The 18379-nt window shown below is 73.1% G+C and carries 11 protein-coding genes; 6 read left to right on the plus strand and 5 right to left on the minus strand.

The genetic code is table 11. The features are described 5' to 3' along the window. Positions 1–5 precede the first annotated feature (5 nt). The 4 genes from ABZX40_RS02600 to fxsT all read left to right on the plus strand — a co-directional run bounded on the left by ABZX40_RS02600 (position 6) and on the right by fxsT (position 8264). Positions 6–3281 (plus strand): SAV_2336 N-terminal domain-related protein, encoded by a 3276-nt coding sequence (locus ABZX40_RS02600; RefSeq protein WP_355740590.1) that lies wholly within the window; start codon positions 6–8, stop codon positions 3279–3281. Positions 3282–3882: 601 nt separating this feature from the next. Continuing rightward, the gene (locus ABZX40_RS02605; protein ID WP_355740588.1) at positions 3883–4080 is read left to right on the plus strand and encodes a hypothetical protein; all 198 of its coding nucleotides are present in this window, start codon (positions 3883–3885) and stop codon (positions 4078–4080) included. Further along, entirely contained in the window at positions 4077–5228 is a 1152-nt protein-coding gene (locus ABZX40_RS02610; protein ID WP_355740586.1) for an FxsB family cyclophane-forming radical SAM/SPASM peptide maturase, read from the plus strand. Before ABZX40_RS02605 ends, ABZX40_RS02610 begins: the two co-directional genes overlap by 4 nt. A gap of 57 nt (positions 5229–5285) precedes the next feature. Next, positions 5286–8264, plus strand: coding sequence for an FxSxx-COOH system tetratricopeptide repeat protein (fxsT, locus tag ABZX40_RS02615; protein WP_355740584.1), 2979 nt, complete (start codon positions 5286–5288; stop codon positions 8262–8264). Positions 8265–8380: 116 nt separating this feature from the next. On the opposite strand, the gene ABZX40_RS02620 is transcribed toward fxsT, so the two are convergent. The 5 genes from ABZX40_RS02620 to ABZX40_RS02640 all read right to left on the minus strand — a co-directional run bounded on the left by ABZX40_RS02620 (position 8381) and on the right by ABZX40_RS02640 (position 15956). Next, positions 8381–12217, minus strand: a complete 3837-nt coding sequence (locus ABZX40_RS02620; protein WP_355740582.1) for a multifunctional oxoglutarate decarboxylase/oxoglutarate dehydrogenase thiamine pyrophosphate-binding subunit/dihydrolipoyllysine-residue succinyltransferase subunit — start codon at positions 12215–12217, stop codon at positions 8381–8383. A 295-nt stretch (positions 12218–12512) separates the two neighbouring features. Then, positions 12513–13640, minus strand: a complete 1128-nt coding sequence (locus tag ABZX40_RS02625) for a HAMP domain-containing sensor histidine kinase (protein WP_355740580.1) — start codon at positions 13638–13640, stop codon at positions 12513–12515. Then, positions 13637–14380: a response regulator transcription factor gene (locus tag ABZX40_RS02630; RefSeq protein ID WP_355740578.1), complete on the minus strand. Its 744-nt coding sequence runs from the start codon at positions 14378–14380 to the stop codon at positions 13637–13639. The genes ABZX40_RS02625 and ABZX40_RS02630 overlap by 4 nt, the downstream gene beginning before the upstream one ends. A gap of 113 nt (positions 14381–14493) precedes the next feature. Beyond that, on the minus strand, positions 14494–15204 hold the full coding sequence (locus tag ABZX40_RS02635; RefSeq protein ID WP_355740576.1) for a spermidine synthase: 711 nt from the start codon (positions 15202–15204) through the stop codon (positions 14494–14496). Between the two features lie 245 nt (positions 15205–15449). After that, positions 15450–15956 carry a YfbM family protein gene (locus tag ABZX40_RS02640; protein WP_355740574.1) on the minus strand — a complete coding sequence of 169 codons (507 nt, stop codon included), beginning with the start codon at positions 15954–15956 and terminating at the stop codon, positions 15450–15452. Positions 15957–16295: 339 nt separating this feature from the next. Between ABZX40_RS02640 and ABZX40_RS02645 the strand changes: the two genes are divergently transcribed. Together ABZX40_RS02645 and ABZX40_RS02650 are read left to right on the plus strand one after the other, a co-directional pair. After that, positions 16296–17543 carry a helix-turn-helix transcriptional regulator gene (locus ABZX40_RS02645; protein WP_356009055.1) on the plus strand — a complete coding sequence of 416 codons (1248 nt, stop codon included), beginning with the start codon at positions 16296–16298 and terminating at the stop codon, positions 17541–17543. Positions 17544–17669: 126 nt separating this feature from the next. Beyond that, positions 17670–18038, plus strand: a complete 369-nt coding sequence (locus ABZX40_RS02650; protein ID WP_355740570.1) for a hypothetical protein — start codon at positions 17670–17672, stop codon at positions 18036–18038. Positions 18039–18379: the final 341 nt, after the last annotated feature.

Raw genomic sequence — 18379 nt, forward strand, 5'->3', positions numbered from 1 at the left:
CGGCCATGACCGCCGCCGCCTCCCTGGAGTCGCTCGCCCGCCGGCTGCGCGAGGCGGGGTTCGCTCCGGACGCCGAGGAACTCGCGGACGCGCTCTGGCTCGCCCGCCATCTCCCCGGTACGGCGGCCACCCCGCCCGTTCCCGATCCCCGCCCCGCCGATCCCGGCCCGTCCGACCCGCCCGAGCCGGTCCGGCCCGCCCCCGCCACCCCCGACGAGGCGTCCCTCGCCGTCCCCGCCAGGGCCCCCGGCACCGACCGGCGCGGCCCCGGACCTGGCCCCGGCCCCGGTGCCCCGGCGTCCGGCGCGGCCGGGCACACCGCCGCCGCCGTGGTCGACGCCCGGGTGCCCACCGCGTCGGTGCTGCCCGACCCGCTCGCCCTGCAACGCGCGTTGCGCCCCCTCGCCCGCTACCGGCCGCCCGGCGCCCTCCCCACCGGGACCGGGAGCGGCGCGGTGGACGAGGAGGCCACCGCCGAGCGGGCCGCCGACACCCGGCTCGTGGTCCCCGTACCGGCGCTGCGGCGGCGGCGCGAGGCCCGGCTCCAGCTCGTCCTGGACGTCTCGTCGTCCACCGTGGTCTGGCTGGACACCCTCACCGAGTTACGGCAGGTCTGCGAACGCGCGGGCGCCTTCCGGGAGGTGCGCGTGCACTATCTGCACGAGGGCGGTGCCGGGCAGATGCGGGTCAGCGCCTCGCCCGACCCGGCCGCGCCCGCCGCCGGACCCGGACTGCTGCGCGACCCCGGCGGACGCCGGCTCACCCTGGTCCTCAGCGACTGCGCCGGACCGCTTTGGCGGGCCGGGCGGATGCAGCGCGAACTGCACGCCTGGGCGTCCTGCGCCCCCCTCGCCGTCCTCCAGCCCCTGCCCCAGCGGATGTGGCGGGCCACCCATCTGCCCGCCTTCTCCGGGGAGCTGCGGCGCCGCGAAGGGCCCGCCGCCGGGCTGGAGTTCCGCTCCGAGCGGGCCGGTCCGCGCCCCGCCGGGGCCCTGCCCGTCCCGGTGCTGGCGCTGCGCCCGGCGTCGCTCGGCAACTGGGTGCGCCTGGTCTGCGACGCCACCGCCCAGCGGCTGACCACCTCCGCCGCCTGGGTCCGCCCCGACCACCCCGCCGCCACCCGGCGCCCCCGCGCCGCCCACGACCTCGACGCCCGCGCCCGGGTCCGCGCCTTCCGCCGCACCGCCTCCCAGGACGCCCGGCGGCTCGCCGAGTACCTCGCCACCGTGCCGCTGGCCCTGCCCGTGATGCAGGTCGTGCAGCGCTCCATGCTGCCCGCGAGCGGACCCGAGGCCATGGCGGAGGTCCTGCTCGGCGGACTGCTGCGGCGCAGCGACACCGTCACCCGCGGCGGCTACGAGTTCATCGACGGCGTCCGCGAGGACCTGCTGCGCCATCTGCCCGGCGGCGAGGCCCAGCTCGTCCTCAAACACAGCTCCCAGTACGTCGAACGCCACTACGGGCGCTCCGCGCGGAACTTCCCCGCGCTCGCCGCCGCCTACCTCTCCGGCGCCGCCCCCGCCACCGACACCACCGAGACCGGCGCCGACGGCCAGCTCCTGCGCGCCTTCGCCCGTATCTCCTCCCAGGTCCTCGCCCGCTACGGCAACGCCCCCACCGTCTCCCCAGGCAGCTCCGGCGAACTCGCCGCCCGCGCCGACCTCCTCCTGGACCGCTACGCGGGCCGCGGCACCGCCCGCGACCTCGACGAGGGCATCGGCCTGCTCCGCCAGGCCCTCACGGCCGAGCGGCGCCCGCCCGAACGGCACACCCTCCTCGGACGGCTGGCCGCCGCCCTCCTCTCCCGCTGGCGCGCGGCCGGCACCGCCGACAATCTCCGCGAGGCGTACGAGGTACTGCCCGAGCCCGCCGACGGGGACGCCGCGGGGCTGCTCACCGAGGCGCAGATCCTGCTGCGGATCGCCGCCGACCTGGAGACCGGCGGACCGGCCGCCGCCACCCTGCCCGACTCCCTCGCCGCCGACCTCGGCGCCCCGGGCGCCCCCGCCGTCCGGCTCGCGCTGCTGGCCCGGCTGCGCGCCGAGCGGCGCCTCGCCGACCTCCCGCCCGACACCGAACCCGCCCTCCTCGACCAGGCCCTCGCCCTGCGCGCGAGCGCCGCGCTGGCCGCCGCCACCCTCATCGCCCGCGCCGGACCGGCCGCCCTCGGACCGGCCGGGGGCGAGCCGTACGCCGAGGCCACCCGGTGGTTCTCGCGCGCCGCCGGACTCGCCACCCAGCACCGGCTGCGCGCCGAACGCCCCGCCGCCCGCCTCTTCGAGGCCCGCGCCCTCCTCGCCCTCGCCCGGCACCTCGCCGCCGGTGCCGACGCCGACCCCGACACCCGGGACCGCGCCCTGCGCACCGCCGAGTCCGCCGAGGCCGCGTTCCGGGACACCCTGCCCCTGCTCGCCTCCGGCGGCACCGCCGCCCCCGAACTGGCCCGCGCCCATCTGGACGCCGCCGAGGCCCTCGCCCTCACCCGCGAGGCCCGCACCGACGCCGCCGTCCGCCGCAGGGCCGTCGCCGTCCTCCAGCAGGCGCTGGACCACGCGGGCGGCGACGACGCCCTGCGGTCGCTCTGCTTCGACCGGCTCGGCGCCGCCTATCTCGCCCTGCACCGCCTCACCGGCGCCCCGGAGGACCTGGAGGCCGCCGTCTGGTCGTGGTGGCAGGGCGCGGGCGCCCTCCCGCTGGACGACCCGTCCCGCCCCGCCCTGCTGTACCGCCTCGGCCTGGCCCTGGGCGCCGCCCGCGAGTGGAACGACGCCGTACGGGTGCTGCGCATGGCCGTGGACGAGGCCCCCGACGACGACCCCGCGCTCTCCCGCCACCGCGTCGAACTCGGCGAGGCCCTTCTGCACCGCCACCTGGACCGCGGCGGCCTGTCCGATCTGCACGAGGCCGACTGGATACTCGGCACCGCCGCCCGCGAGACCGACGACGACCCGCTCGCCGCCCGCGCCTGGCGGCTGCGCGCCGCCACCGCCCGGCATCGCGCCGAGCACACCGGCGCCCGCGCCGACCTGGACGACGTCACCGAGCATCTGCTGCGCGCCGCCGAGCTGTACCGCGCCCTCGGTCTGCCCGCCGCCGAGGCCCGCGTCCGCGTCGAACGCGCCACGTCCCTCACCCGCGCCGCCGCCCCCGCCCGCGCCGCCCGCGAGTACCGCGACGCCCTGCGCCTCTACACCGAGGCCGGTCTCGACGCCACCCCGGAGGCCACCACCGCCCGCGGCCTCCTGGACACCCTGGAACGGGACACCGGGGTGACGGGATGACACCGGGCGGGACGGGCCGCGGGGGGCCGGGGCGGGCGTACCACGACCTGGGTGGGGTGAGGCGGTGGGTGTGTCGCGATGTGGGTGGGGTGGGTCGGTGGTTGCCGGGGTGGGTGTGCCGTGAGCCGGGCGGGGTGGGCTGGTGGTTGCCGGTGCGGGCGTACCGGGACCCGGGCAGGGCGGGCCGGTGGTTGCGGGGGCGGGCGTACCGCGATCCGGGTGGGACCGGCCGGTGGTTGCCGGGGTGGGTGTGCCGCGATCCGGGCGGGACCGGCCGGAGGCGGTCGGTGCGGGGGTACCGGGACCCGGGCGGGGTGGGCTGGTGGTTGCCGGTGCGGGCGTACCGCGATCCGGGCGGGACCGGCCGGTGGTTGCCGGTGCGGGCGTACCGGGACCCGGGCGGGGTGGGCCGGTGGCTGCCGGGGCGGGCGTACCGCGACCCGGGCGGCACCGGCCGGTGGCTGCCGGGGTGGGCGTACCACCACCCGGGCGGGGTAATCGCACGGGGGGTCCGGGTGCGGGGTCGGGCGTGGGACGAGCCGCACCCGGGGCACGGCTGCCGGGGCCGGGGGGCCGCCGGACGGGACGGTGGGGGTGGGGCATGACGGGGGCCGGGGAGCGCTGGGACGCCGGGCTGCCGGAGTTCGCGCGGCCGACGGGGAGCGGGCATCCCGTCCTGGCCGAGGTGCTGGGGGAGTTACGGGCCCGGGAGGCGGCCGGTGAGCCGGACTTCGCCTACTTCCGGGACTCGCCCGACCCGCCGGAACCGCCGCCGAAACCGAGGGACGGGGGGTCATGAGCGGGGACGGGTTCCGCCAGTTCGTGCTCAAGGTGCACAGCCGCTGCAATCTGGCCTGCACCTACTGCTACATCTACAGCGGCCCCGACCACACCTGGCGCGAACGCCCGCCGAGGGCCGGGGAGGACGTCGTCCGGCGCACCGCCGAGCGGATCGGCGAGCACGCCGCCGCGCACGGCATCCGCGCCCTCCGGGTCGACCTGCACGGCGGTGAACCCCTGCTGACCGGGCCGGAAGCGGTCCTCGCCCACGCCGCCGCCGTACGGGCCGCCGTCCCGGACACCACCGCCGTCACCGCCACCGTGCAGACCAACGGCACCCTGCTCACCGCGCCCGTCCTGGACCGGCTCGCCGACGCCGGGATCCTTGTCGGGCTCAGCCTGGACGGCGGCACAGCCGCCCTCAACGCGCGCCGCACCGACCACGCCGGACGCCCCTCCTGGCCGGCCGTCCGCCGCGCGGCCCTGCTGCTCGCCGAGCGCCGCCCCGAGACCTACGCCGGGATCCTGTGCACCGTCGACCCGGCCACCGACCCCGCCGAGGTCTACCGCACCCTGCGCGCCCTCGCCCCGCCCTCCCTGGACTTCCTGCTCCCGCACCTCAACTGGGGCACCCGCCCGCCCGGCCGCCACCGCCCCGCCCCCACCCCCTACGGCGACTGGCTGGCCACCGTCTTCGACCTGTGGTGGGCCGACCCCGGCCCGGACCGGCCCCGGGTGCGGCTGTTCCGGGAGATCGCCGCGCTGCTCCTCGGCGGCGCCTCCCGCACCGACGCCGTCGGGCTCTCCCCGGTCACCGCGGTCGTCGTGGAGACGGACGGGGCCATGGAACGCGTCGGCTCCCTCAAGTCGGCCTTCGAGGGCGCCCCCGCCACCGGCCTCGACATCTTCCGCCACTCCTTCGACGACGCCCTGCGCCACCCGAGGATCGCCGCCCTGCGCGCCGGGCGGGACGCCCTGGGGGAGACCTGCCGGGCCTGCCCCGTCGTCCGGGTCTGCGGCGGCGGCAGCTACGCCCACCGCTACGCCCCTCCCACCGGCCACTTCCGCCACCCCAGCGTCCACTGCGCCGACCTGGAACGCCTCATCCGGCATGCCGCCCGGCGGATCGGCGAGCAGCTCTCCATATCGTCAACCGGTCTGGTCTAACGTGGAGTTCGCCCAGCACGGCGCGGTGCCCGGCCCCGCCGGAAGGAGACCCTCGGCATGCCCTCCCCGTCCCCTCAGCGTGTCACGGTCGTCTACGCGGGACAGTCCTGGTCCTGGGCGACCTGGATCGAGCACCGCCTCGCCCTGGCCGCCGTCGTACCGGACTCCGTCCGCTGGGACCCGCTGCGCACCACCCCCGGGCCCGAGCAGCTCACCGGGCTGCTGGAGAAGCCCGGCAAGGTCCTGCTCCTCCTGGACGACTGGTTCCTGCGCTTCGACGCGAGCCGCCGCCTCGCCTGGTCCACCGTCCTCGACCAGGTCATGCCCGCGCACGGCGCCCGGATCGCCGCCGCCTCCCTGACCGCCACCAGCCTCCCCGAGGCCGCCGACCGGCTCGGCCGGGTGGTAGCCCTGCGCGGCCTCGACGCCGACCGGGCCGCCGCCGTCCTGCTGGACGCGCTCGGCGTCGTCCCGCCCCCCGGCCGCCCGGTCACCCTCGACCGCCGCCACGGCCCCCGCTTCCCCGACGACGCCCCCGCCTGCTTCAACGCCCCCCGCCACATCCGCGACTTCACCGGCCGCGAACGCGTCCTGGAGCGCATGCACCGCGCCTTCACCGAGGGCGGCGAGGGCACCCGGGTCGCCCTGCGCGGCCCCGGCGGCATCGGCAAGACCCAGACCGCCGCCGAGTACGTCCACCGCTACAAGGGCGAGTACGACATCGTCTGGTGGGTCCGCGCCGCCGTACGGCCCCGGGCCCGCGAGGACTTCGCGCGCCTCGCCGACCGGCTCGGTGTCGAACCCGACACCCGGGAGCTGCTGCGCGGCCGGATCGAGGCCGCCAAACGCACCCTGGGCGACCGCGACCGCTGGCTGATCGTCCTGGACGGCGCCGAGGACCCCCAGGACGTGGCGACCCTGCTGCCCGAGGCGTCCACCGGGCATCTGCTGGTCACCACCGCCCGCCGGGAGTGGTACCGCTGGGTCGACCAGGAGATCGAGGTGCCCCCCTTCGAACGGGAGGAGTCCGTCGACTTCGCCTGCCGCCGCAGCGGACGCCTCACCCCCGCCCAGGCCGATCTGCTGGCCGGGGCCGTCGAGGACTTCCCGCTGCTGATGGACCAGACCGCGGCCTGGGTCGAGCTGAACGAGACCGCCGACATCGACGACTACATCACCCACATCCGCGACGGCGACCCGCACGCTGTACCGGTGATCTCCTCCGACGAGTACCGCAAGGAGTTCCGGGCCGCCTGGGCGCAGACCGTGAACTCCCTGCGCGACCGCCACCCCGGCGCCTACGATCTGCTCTCCCTGTTCGCCTTCTTCTCCCCGGACGTCATCCCGCTCTCCCTGGTCCAGTCGGCCCGCGCGGGCGACCTCCCCGACCATCTGGTCTCCCTGGTCACCGAGCCCAGCAGCTGGAACACCGCCCTGCGGGTGCTGTCGGAGGCGGCCTCGATGCGGCTGGAGTACGAGCAGGGCCCGCTGGACACCCAGACCGTCGGCACCCTGCGGATGCACCGCCTCTTCCACCGCTTCGTCCGCAACCACCTCGGCGCCGACGAGGCCCGCCAGGCCGCCGAGACCGCCCGCCGGGTCCTGGTCGCCGCCGACCCGCGCCGCCCCGCCGACCGGCTGCACTGGCCGCGCTACGCCGAGCTGATCCCCCATCTGGAACCCACCGGCGCCCTCGACTCCAGCGACCTCGATGTCCGCGCGCTGGTCCTCAACTGCATCGAGTACCTGCGGCTGCGCGGCGAGTACAAGGAGGCCCGCGGACTCAGCGAGGCCGCCGTCCGGTCCTGGACCACCGTCTCCGGCCACACCGACCCCTCCGTCCTGCGCGCCGTCCACCAACTCGCCGCCGGGGAGCGCGCCCTCGGCCGCTACAGCGAGGCCGAGCGCATCGGCCGGGCCGCGCTGGAGCGGATCGCCGCCCGCCCCGACCGCAGCCCGGTCCAGGAACTGCGCGCCAAGAACGGCCTCGGCGGCACCCTGATGACCCTCGGCCGCTACGACGAGGCCCGGCTGCTCTACGAGGAGGCCCTGGCGCAGGCGACCAGCGTCCTCGGCGACCGCGAGGTCCCCCGCACCCTCGACATCCGCAGCAACCTCGCCCTCGCCCTGCGCCTGCTGGGCCGCTACGAGGAGTCCCTCGCCCTGCACCGGTCGGTCCTGGAGGCCTGGATCGCCCTCAGCGGCGGTCGTGACCCGGCGACCCTCGAAGCCGCCCTCGGCACCGCCTGGACCCTGCGTCTGCTCGGCCGCTACGGCGAGGCCCTCGACATCCAGGAGCTGAACTTCCGCCGCTGGGTCGAGGAGTACGGCCGCAACCACGGCCAGACCCTGCTGGCCCAGCACAGTCTGGCGCTCTGTCTGCGCCGCGAGGGCGCCACCCTGCGGGCCCGGTCCCTGATGCGCGAGGCCCGGGAGCGGATGCTGCGCCGGCACGGCCCCGAGCACCCGGAGATCCTGATGATGGGCTCCGACTACGCGATGCTGCTGCGTGACATCGGCGAACTGGACGAGGCCCGCGAACTGATCGAGACCGTCCACACCGCCTATGTCGCCCTGCTCGGCGACCGCCACCCCTATGTGGTGGGCACCCTGGACAACTGCGCCCTGATCCAGGGCGACCAGGGCGAGTACGGTCCCGCCCTGGCCCGCGCCGAGCGCGCCCGCGCCGGGATGGAGCGGGCGCTGAGCACCGCCCATGTCTGGTCCATCGGCTGCGCCATGAACACCGCCACCGCCCTCGCCCGCACCGGCGAACTGGACCGGGCCGTCGCCCTGGGCCAGGACGCCCTGGTCCGGTCCCGTACCGCCCTCGGCGCCCACCATGTGCAGACCCTCAACCTCGCCGCCGGTCTCGCCCAGGACCTCGACGCGGCCGGGCGGGCGCGGGAGGCCGCGGCGGTCCGCGAGGAGGCGGTGTCCGGACTGACCGACGCCTACTCCGCCGAGCACAGCCAGGTGCTGCACATGCTCGCCGGGCGGCGCCCCTACTGGGACTTCGAACCGCAGGTGATCTGAGCCCCGGCACGCCCCGCCCCGGCACACGGGCACGCGTAAGGGCCCGGCCCCCGGAGTTCCCCGGGGGCCGGGCCCTTCACGACACCGTGCTCAGCGGCTCACGCCACTCAGGCGGCTCACGCCTCGAACACCTCGCGCACCAGCTGCTCCTGCTCCGCCTGGTGGCGCTTGGCGGAACCGACCGCCGGGGACGAGCCGTGCGGGCGGGAGATCCGCCGCAGCCGCTCGCCGTGCGGGACGTCCGCGCCGACCGCCAGGTCCAGGTGGTCGATCAGGTTGAGGGCGATGAAGGGCCAGAAGCCCTGGTTCGCCGGCTCCTCCTGCACCCACAGATACTTCTCGGCGCCCGCGTACTTCTTGATCTCCGCCTGGAGTTCGGCGCCCGGCAGCGGGTAGAGCCGCTCGATCCGGATGATCGCGGTGTCGGTGACGCCCCGCTTCTTCCGCTCCGCCTCCAGGTCGTAGTAGACCTTGCCGGAGCAGAAGACGACCTTGCGCACGGCCGCCGCGTCGACCGAGTCGTCGCCGATGACCGGGCGGAAGTGGCCCGTGGTGAACTCCTCCGCCTTCGACGCCGCCGCCTTCAGCCGCAGCATCGACTTCGGGGTGAAGACCACCAGCGGCTTGTGGTGCGGGTTGTGCGACTGCCAGCGCAGCAGATGGAAGTAGTTCGACGGCAGGGTCGGCATCGCGACCGTCATGTTGTTCTGCGCGCAGAGCTGGAGGAACCGCTCGGGGCGGGCCGAGGAGTGGTCCGGGCCCTGGCCCTCGTAGCCGTGCGGCAGCAGCAGGACGACACCGGAGGTCTGCGCCCACTTCTGCTCGGCCGACGAGATGAACTCGTCCACCACCGTCTGGGCGCCGTTGACGAAGTCGCCGAACTGCGCCTCCCACATCACCAGCGCGTCCGGGCGGGCCAGCGAGTAGCCGTACTCGAAGCCCATGGCCGCGTACTCGGAGAGCAGCGAGTTGTAGACGTTCAGCCGGGCCTGGTCCTCGGCGAGGTACTGGAGCGGGGTGTACTCCTCGCCGGTCTCCCGGTCGATGATCACCGCGTGGCGCTGGCCGAACGTGCCGCGCTGGGAGTCCTGCCCGGCCAGCCGGATCGGGACGTTCTCCAGCAGCAGCGAGCCCATGGCGAGGGTCTCGCCCATGCCCCAGTCGATGGTGCCGTCCTCGACCATGGCCGCCCGGCGCTGGAGCTGCGGCAGCAGCCTCGGGTGGACGGTGATGTGGTCGGGGATGGTGACCTGGGACTCGGCGATCCGCTTGACGACCTCGGCGGAGACGGCCGTGGACACCTGGACCGGGAACTCGGCCTGCGGGTCCGGGGTCTCGACCGCGGCGGGCTGCGAGATGGCCTCGCGGACCTCGGTGAAGACCTTCTCCAGCTGGCCCTGGTAGTCCTGGAGGGCCTGCTCGGCCTCCTCCAGGGTGATGTCACCGCGGCCGATCAGGGACTCGGTGTAGAGCTTGCGCACCGAGCGCTTCTTGTCGATCAGGTCGTACATCAGCGGCTGGGTGAAGGCCGGGTTGTCGGTCTCGTTGTGCCCGCGGCGGCGGTAGCAGATGAGGTCGATGACCACATCCTTGTTGAACGCCTGACGGAACTCGAACGCGAGGCGCGCGACCCGTACGACGGCCTCGGGGTCGTCGCCGTTCACATGGAAGATCGGGGCCTCGATCATCCGCGCCACGTCCGTCGCGTACATCGAGGAGCGCGAGGACTCGGGGGCGGCGGTGAAGCCGACCTGGTTGTTGATGACGACATGGACCGTGCCGCCGGTGCGGTAGCCGCGCAGCTGCGACATGTTGAGGGTCTCGGCGACCACGCCCTGGCCCGCGAAGGCCGCGTCGCCGTGGATCGCCACCGGCAGGACGGTGAAGTCCGTGCCGCCCTTGTTGATGATGTCCTGCTTGGCGCGCGAGACGCCCTCCAGGATCGGGTCCACCGCCTCCAGGTGGGAGGGGTTGGCGACCAGCGAGACCTTGATCTGCTCGCCGTCCAGCCCGGTGAAGGTGCCCTCGGCGCCCAGGTGGTACTTCACATCGCCCGAGCCGTGCATCGACTTCGGGTCGAGGTTGCCCTCGAACTCCCGGAAGATCTGCGCGTACGACTTGCCGACGATGTTGGCCAGGACGTTCAGCCGGCCGCGGTGGGCCATGCCGATGACGACCTCGTCGAGCCGGGACTCGGCGGCCGAGTCCAGGACCGCGTCCAGCAGCGGGATGACGGACTCGCCGCCCTCCAGGGAGAACCGCTTCTGCCCGACGTACTTGGTCTGGAGGAAGGTCTCGAACGCCTCCGCCGCGTTCAGCCGGCGCAGGATGCGCAGCTGCTCCTCGCGCTCCGGCTTGGTGTGGCCGCGCTCCACCCGGTCCTGGATCCACTTGCGCTGCTTGGGGTCCTGGATGTGCATGAACTCGATGCCGGTGGTGCGGCAGTACGAGTCGCGCAGCACGCCGAGGATGTCCCGCAGCTTCATCAGGGCCTTGCCCGCGAAGCCGCCGACGGCGAACTCGCGCTCCAGGTCCCACAGCGTCAGCCCGTGCTCGTTGACATCGAGGTCGGGGTGCTTGCGCTGGCGGTACTCCAGCGGGTCGGTGTCGGCCATGACATGGCCGCGCACCCGGTAGGAGTGGATCAGCTCGAAGACCCGGGCGGCCTTGGTGACGTCGTCGTCGTGGCTGGCGTCGATGTCCTTGAGCCAGCGGACCGGCTCGTAGGGGATGCGCAGGGCCTCGAAGATGGCGTCGTAGAAGCCGCTCTCGCCGAGCAGCAGATTGGCGACCTGGCGCAGGAACTCGCCGGAGGCGGCGCCCTGGATGACCCGGTGGTCGTAGGTCGACGTGAGCGTCATGACCTTGGAGATGCCGAGCTTGTTCAGGGTGTCCTGGGAGGTGCCCTGGAACTCCGCCGGGTAGTCCATGGCGCCGACGCCCATGATCACCGACTGGCCGGGCATCAGCCGGGGCACGGAGTGGACCGTGCCGAGGCCGCCGGGGTTGGTCAGGGAGGCCGTGACCCCGGTGAAGTCGTCCATCGTCAGCTTGTTGTCCCGGGCGCGGCGGACGATGTCCTCGTACGCCTGCCAGAACTCGAAGAAGTTGAGCGTCTCGGCCTTCTTGATCGCCGCGACGACGAGCTGGCGGTCGCCGTTGGGCTTGACCAGGTCGATGGCGAGGCCGAGGTTGATGTGCTCCGGCTTGACCAGGGTCGGCTTGCCGTCCTTGGTCTGGAAGGAGTGGTTCATCGCCGGCATGGCCTTGATGGCCTGCACCATCGCGAACCCGATGAGGTGGGTGAAGGAGATCTTCCCGCCCCGGGCGCGCTTGAGGTGGTTGTTGATCACGATGCGGTTGTCGAACAGCAGCTTCACCGGGACCGCGCGCACCGAGGTGGCGGTCGGCATCTCCAGCGAGGCGTCCATGTTCTTCGCCACGGCGGCGGCCGGGCCGCGCAGCGTCACCAGTTCGGGACCGGCGGGCGCGGCGGCGGCCGGGGCCGACTGCCGCGCCGGGGCCGCCGGAGCGGCCGGTGCGGCCTTGGCGGGTGCCGGGGCGGCGGCGGCCGGCTGCGCGGCGGGCGCGGCCGGGGCCGCGGGCCGGGCGGGCGCCGGAGCCTGTGCGGGGGCGGTCGCGGCGGGCTGCGGGGCGGTCGGCGCCGGGGCGGCAGGGGTCGCCTGCGCAGCCGGTGCCGGGGCCTGGGCCGGCGCGGGAGCCGCCGGGGCGGTGGTGGTGGTCTCCGCGGTCCCGGCCGCTGGAGCGCCCGGCTTGTAATCGGCGAAGAAGTCCCACCAGGCGCGGTCTACCGAATTCGGGTCCTGGAGGTACTGCTGATAGATCTCGTCGACGAGCCACTCGTTCGGCCCGAACGCGGCAGCGGGGTTCTTACCCGCTTGGCCTGCGTCGGTCGAGACACTCGATGCGTTACTGGGGGACTGTGGCGACACGGCGGCAACCGCCCTCTTCCGCTTCACAAGGTGATGGGACAGCGGGAATAAAGGCTACGCCCCCGCGACCCTGAAGGTCAGGTCGGGCCCGTTCATCGTCGTGTAAGTCACATCGCAAGGCGAGTTTCACGGCTGTAAATGGCGGGAAACAAGCGTGGTTCCGCTGTGGGAGAAATGCGTCGGCCCAGGTCCGGCGCGTGTCGCACCCGTGACCTGCGGTCCGCACGTGCCTGATCACACATGCCGGGGGACGCCCGCCACGTCGACGGCCGGACGTCTCTCGGCAAACTTTACGTCAACTCGGTAGCGCCGGGTCTCCCGGAAGGGTGACAAGGATCCGGCAGCCCCGCTCGGATTCGGCCACTCCGATCCGGCCGCCATGGAGATCGACCGCCCAGCGCGCGATGGCCAGCCCGAGCCCCGTCCCGCCGTCGCTGCCCGGACCGTGCGGCCGGTTGACCGCTCCCCGGTTGAACCGCTCGAACACCTTGTGCCACTCCGAGCGCGGGATGCCGGGACCCTCGTCCAGCACCTCCAGCTCCAGCGACTCCGGGCGGGCGCCGCGCCGCGCCCGCAGGGTGACCCGGCCGTGCGGCGGGCTGTGCTTGACGGCGTTGTCGATCAGATTGGCCACCACCTGGTGGATCCGCTCCGGATCGGCGTGCGCGGTCAGCTCGGGCGGGGTCACGTCCAGACGCAGATGGACATCCGTCCGGGTGTGGCTGCCGGAGCCGGACGCCATGCCCGCGCGCGCCGAGGCGACCATGTTGGCCTCCTTCAGCACCCCCGACAGATACGGCCACACCTCGAACCGCCGCTGCTTCAGCGGGACGACCCCGTTGTCCAGCCGGGACAGGTCCAGCAGCGTCTCCACCAGCCGCCCCAGCCGCTCGGTCTGCTTCAGGGCGGTGCGCATGGTCTCCTGGTCGGGCTCGGTGACCCCGTCCACGATGTTCTCCAGCACCGCCCGCAGCCCCGCGATCGGGGTGCGCAGCTCGTGCGAGACATTGGCCACCAGTTCCTTGCGCTGATGGTCCTGCGCCTCCAACTCGTCCGCCATCAGATTGATGGTGACGGCCAGATCACCCAGCTCGTCCCGGCGGTTCTCGCGCACCCGGCGGGTGTAGTCGCCGTGCGAGATCGCCCGCGCCACCGTGTTCATGTCGTCCAGCGGTGCGGTCAGCGAGTGCGCCACGAACTGGGTGATCAGCAGCGTCGCGATCATCGAGAAGACGGTGATGAACCGCAGCTCGGTCTGGGTCCGTACGGCGATCATCGACAGACCGGTGGTGATCAGCACCGAGGTGACCACCAGCGCGCCCAGCTTGGTCTTGATCGAGAACGGCCGCACCCCGCCCCAGGGCTCCTCGCCGGGCCTGCGCTCCCCGGGGCTCCTTCTCGCGGCCGGCCGCCCCTCGCTCATGGCGTCGGGGTCTCCAGCGCGTAGCCGACGCCGTGCACCGTGCGGATCCGCTCCGCGCCGATCTTGCGGCGCAGCGCCTTGATGTGGCTGTCGACGGTCCGGGTGCCGGAGGCGTCCGCCCAGTCCCACACCTCCGCGAGCAGCTGCTCCCGGGAGAGCACCGCGCGCGGGGTGTTCGCCAGACAGACCAGCAGATCGAACTCGGTGGGCGTCAGATGGACGTCCTCGCTGCGCACCCGCACCCGGCGCTGCGCGTGGTCGATCTCCAGCTCGCCCAGGCGCAGGATGCCGCTCCTCGGCGTGGACGCCGCGATGGCCGCCCGCTCGACCCGGCGCAGCAGCACATGCACCCGCGCCGCCAGTTCCCGCATCGAGAACGGCTTGGTCATGTAGTCGTCGGCGCCCACGCCGAGGCCGACCAGCATGTCCGTCTCGTCGTCACGCGCCGTGAGCATCAGCACCGGCACCGGGCGCTGGGCCTGCACCCGGCGGCAGACCTCCAGTCCGTCGAAGCCGGGCAGCATGATGTCCAGGATCAGCAGATCGGGCTGCCATGCCTCGGCCGTGTCCACCGCCGCCGGGCCGTCACCGGCGGTCTGCACCAGGAATCCCTCGGCGCGCAGCCGGGCCGCGATGGCATCCACGATGGTCGGATCGTCCTCGACCACCAGGACTCGCCGCTGTGCGCCCGGGGTGGCCGTCGCCGCCGCGCCGCTCTGGGAGGTGTGTGTCTGCTCCATCGCCCGCCCCTGAAGTGTGCTTTTCGGAATCCGTGGGGTGATCCCTCGACTGCGATTGACGCTTGAATGATCCGCGTCAGGTACGCAGCGTACGGGCAGTCACCGCGGCATTGCTATCCAGGCAGGACGCCGATGTGCACGACGTCCGGAACTCCCCGGGCAACCGGGACCTCTTCGGTACGCACACGTTGGAAACCGGCATTCCCCAAGGTTCCTTCAAATTCCGGAGAGGGTTTCGCGGACCATACGGCGAGTACCCCCGAGGGGGTCAACACCCTTGCGCAGCTTGCGATTCCGGCCTCCGAATAGAGCCCGTCATTGCCCTCGGTGACGGTCCAGCCGGGGCCGTTGTCGATGTCGAGGCAGAGCGCGTCATAAGTGGCGCACGTCTCATTGACGTAGTCGATCAGATCGGCCGCCACCACCTCGGTGCGCGGGTCGGCGAGGGCCTCGCGGGAGAACTCCGAAAGGGGACCCGTCAGATGCCAGTCGATGATGGCCGGTTCGCGCTCCACCACCGTGATCCGGCCCCATCGGGGGTCGGCGGCGGCGTGTGCGAGCGAGAACCCGACGCCCAGTCCGCCGATCAGCACGGTGGGTCGGGGGCGGTCGCCGAGAGCGCCCAGCGCCGCGTCCACCAGCAGCCGTTCGGAGCGGCCGTCCGAGGTGTCCATCAGGAAGCAGCCGTTGGCGATGATCTGGAGCAACTCCCCGTGCCGCCGCAGCGCGACCTCGCCGTAGGGCCCTTCCCGGCGGTCCAGCACGACCGGGGCGTCATCGGCCCCGACAGGGGCGGACGCCGGGGGTGGTGAGTTGAGAGACATCCGCCCATCCTGTCAGCTCCCTGACGCCTTGCTGACGGAATTTCGCACATGGCGTTGACGGAGCGTGAACGGGCGGGGAGGGGGCAGGAGAAGGGGGCTCGCGGGGCGGGCGGCGCGGCTCTTCAGGCGGGCGGCGCGGCGTTCCGGGCGGGCGTCGACCGGCGTCGCATTCCGGCCGATGCCCCCGCCCGATGCCCCCGCCATCTGCCCCCGCCCTCCGCCCCCGTCCTCCCCCTCCCCTCCCGTCACCCGATCCACATGACAACCCCCTGCCGGTAGCGGGCGGCGATGCGGAAGAAGCGGGTCAGGTCGTGGTACTCGGAGAGCACCCAGTCCAGTTCCCCGCCGTCACGGTCCCAGATGCCCTGGGGGTAGATCTCGGCCGCCGCCAGCTCCGCCTCCGGGACGTTCTCGCCCAGGGCCTCCGGGGTCAGGTCCGCGAGCGCCCGCGCGGCGGCGCCGACCCGGTCCGGGGTGAGGAAGCGGGGCGGGCCGTGCCCCCAGTCCGGCGCCCCGGGGATGTCCTCCTCGCCGAACACGATGTCCACCGGGAACGCCCTGCGCCGCAGCAGGAAGTCCAGCGCGTGCCAGGTCTTCCCGGTGCTGTGCAGCCGGGGTTCGGGCAGCGGTGACTCCGCCGCGTCCTCCGCCTCGGCCAGTTCGCCGACCCGCTGCTGCGCCCAGTCGATGTCACCGAGTGCCCGGTCGAGGTCGGAGGCGCTCAGCCGTACGTATTCTCCGGTCATTCCCATGCGCGCAGGCTAGGTGTATGGCCTCGGGAGGTTGTGGTCGGGTGAGGCAGGTCCCGGCTGGGGTGCGTTGATATGGGTGAGGGTCTTCCGGTTCGGTGTGGATTGCGACGTCTCCATCGAACGACAGATCGAACGGCAGAGGGTCCACAGGGCGCTGACCCGCTACCGGTCGGCCCGCCTGTCCCGTACCGGGCAGGACACCGGCCAAAGCCGCTCCGGCCGGCCGCGCGCCCGGGGGGGCACCCCAGGGTGGTGCTCCCTCCGCAGTGGGTATCTGCCGGGATAGCCCCGGTCGGTTCGCCCGTCCGGCGTACCGTGGCGCTGAAGGCAGGTGAGCACATGGCTACGGAGCTAGCGGACAACGTTCGGAAGTACCGGCGTCGCGCCGGTATGAGCCAGGAGGAACTGGCCCACGTGGCAGGGGTATCGCCGGGTACCGTGCGGAAGGTCGAGCAAGGCGGAATGGTCCGCATGGAGACGCTTCATGCTCTCGCCCGTGCCCTCGGAGTCAACACAGCGGTGCTGATGGCGTCGGAGGCACCCGAGCCGGTAGGGCGTGCCGAAGAGCCGAACCGGATCAACCTGATCCAACTACGCGCCGCGCTCACCCCACCCGTGGGACTGGTTGACGTGGACGCCGAAGCCATCGGGGAGGAGCCGAACCTACGTCGCTTCCGCAGGGCCGTACATGACGGGGCGGTGCTCTACCACTCCGACAGCTACAAGAGCGTGGCGTCTCAACTCCCCGGCCTGCTGCGAGACGCGAACAGCGCGGTCTCCTTCTACGACAGCGGCGACGAGCACCGCCAGGCGCTTCTCGGCCGCGCTGAAGCCATGCAGTTGGCCGGTCGCTATCTGACACAGGTACGGCAGTACGATCTCGCCTATACCGCTCTGTCGGGCGCGATCTCGGACGCTCGGAGCGCCGGAGACAGGCTCACCGGGGCTTCCGGCGTCATCGGGATGTGCTGGTTGCTTCTCAGGCAGGGCCGGTTGGACGAGGCGGAGAACCTCGCGGCCGCCACGGCTGACCTGGTTGAGCCGAGGATGTCCCGAGCGACCCCGGACGAGTGCGCCGCGTGGGGCTGGCTGGCACTGCGCGCGGCGGCTGCTGCCGGACGGAACAACCGTCCGCAGGAGGCGCGGCAGTACCACCGCATCGCGAGTGCGGCGGCGTCCGCCGTCGGCAGGGAGCACACCGGATCGTTCTTCCGGCACTGGACGACCTTCGGACCCCTCACGGTCGGCATGAAGGGCGTGGAAGACGCCATGGTCATAGGGGACGCGCGCACTGTTGTCCGCAGGTCCGGCGAAGACGCCATGTCGCCGAAGGCGTGGAAAACCACCGGACGGCCCAGTGACAACGACTGGAACCGTCACCGGCTGGACGTGGCACGCGCGCATGCACAGACGGGCGATCTGTCAGCAGCCATGGACAACCTGGCAGGCGTCCGGCGAGAGTCGCCGGAGTGGCTGAGGCATCAGCGCCTGGCCGCTGAGATCATGCAGGAGATCTTGCGGAAGCGGAAGCGCACCCTGACGGCAGACATGCGCGATATGGCCGACTACCTGGGAGTTATCGGCTAGGTGTTACGAGGCGTGTCAGTTCGCGCACCTGGTGTCACGAACTGCCATGCGCGGCCGATGGCTTGACGCTCCGTCACACAGCTACGGTCCCGGTATCCGATCCCGATCCCATGCCGGGGGTGCACGGTGAGCCAGGCCAGGAGCGACGCGGACCGCCTTCGCCGCAGGGAGCTGTACGACGCGGCTTCGGGCGTGTCCGGCCCGCGCTTATTGCCCTGGTCCACCCCGGAAGGGCTTCCCTGCTACCTGAGCACCGATGCCGGGGGCTACCTCTCGACGCTCGCCGATGGCATCGAAACGGCACAGCTCACCATGGGTGAAGAGCTGTTGGAGTACGCCCGAGGCATCCTGCCCCCCGGAACGCGGGCGGTGTCGGCCATCGAGTACCGCTGGCTGGCCTCCCGGTTGGCCGAGGCCCTGTCAGACGCGCTCAGGGTCGCGGAGTCGCGCGGGCAGCGCATCCCCCTGCCGGAGACGGTGAACGAGACTGCCTGAGACTCAGGGCGTCGGCACGCTCGCCCATGACACCGAGCGGGGTCGCGTAGGGGTGGTGATGGCGCGGCAGGGCGGACGGATCTACCTGCGCCCGCAGAGTGGCGGTCGGGAATGGGATGCGTCTCCGGACGAGGTGGAGCCCATCAGCACCGACGATGCGCCGAGCGGCAAGGGGCACACGGAGGGGTACGACCACCTGCTACCGCTACCGCGAGTACGCCGTGCGGACGAAGGCCGACCCTCTGACGTGGCCGACGTTCCAGGCCGTAGGTGTCACGGGCGATGACCGGGACCGCGGAGTGACTGAAGGGCAGCCGTGCACGTTCCGGCTGGAACTTCGC

This window comes from Streptomyces sp. NPDC004610, from assembly GCF_040609715.1.
Taxonomy (GTDB): domain Bacteria; phylum Actinomycetota; class Actinomycetes; order Streptomycetales; family Streptomycetaceae; genus Streptomyces.

Coding starts and splice junctions, on each gene's coding strand:
- ABZX40_RS02600 (WP_355740590.1), top strand. CDS start 6: ATGACCGCCGCCGCCTCCCTGGAGTCGCTCGCCCGCCGGCTGCGCGAG.
- ABZX40_RS02605 (WP_355740588.1), top strand. CDS start 3,883: ATGACGGGGGCCGGGGAGCGCTGGGACGCCGGGCTGCCGGAGTTCGCG.
- ABZX40_RS02610 (WP_355740586.1), top strand. CDS start 4,077: ATGAGCGGGGACGGGTTCCGCCAGTTCGTGCTCAAGGTGCACAGCCGC.
- fxsT (WP_355740584.1), top strand. CDS start 5,286: ATGCCCTCCCCGTCCCCTCAGCGTGTCACGGTCGTCTACGCGGGACAG.
- ABZX40_RS02625 (WP_355740580.1), bottom strand. CDS start 13,640: ATGAGCGAGGGGCGGCCGGCCGCGAGAAGGAGCCCCGGGGAGCGCAGG.
- ABZX40_RS02630 (WP_355740578.1), bottom strand. CDS start 14,380: ATGGAGCAGACACACACCTCCCAGAGCGGCGCGGCGGCGACGGCCACC.
- ABZX40_RS02635 (WP_355740576.1), bottom strand. CDS start 15,204: ATGTCTCTCAACTCACCACCCCCGGCGTCCGCCCCTGTCGGGGCCGAT.
- ABZX40_RS02640 (WP_355740574.1), bottom strand. CDS start 15,956: ATGGGAATGACCGGAGAATACGTACGGCTGAGCGCCTCCGACCTCGAC.
- ABZX40_RS02645 (WP_356009055.1), top strand. CDS start 16,296: ATGGCTACGGAGCTAGCGGACAACGTTCGGAAGTACCGGCGTCGCGCC.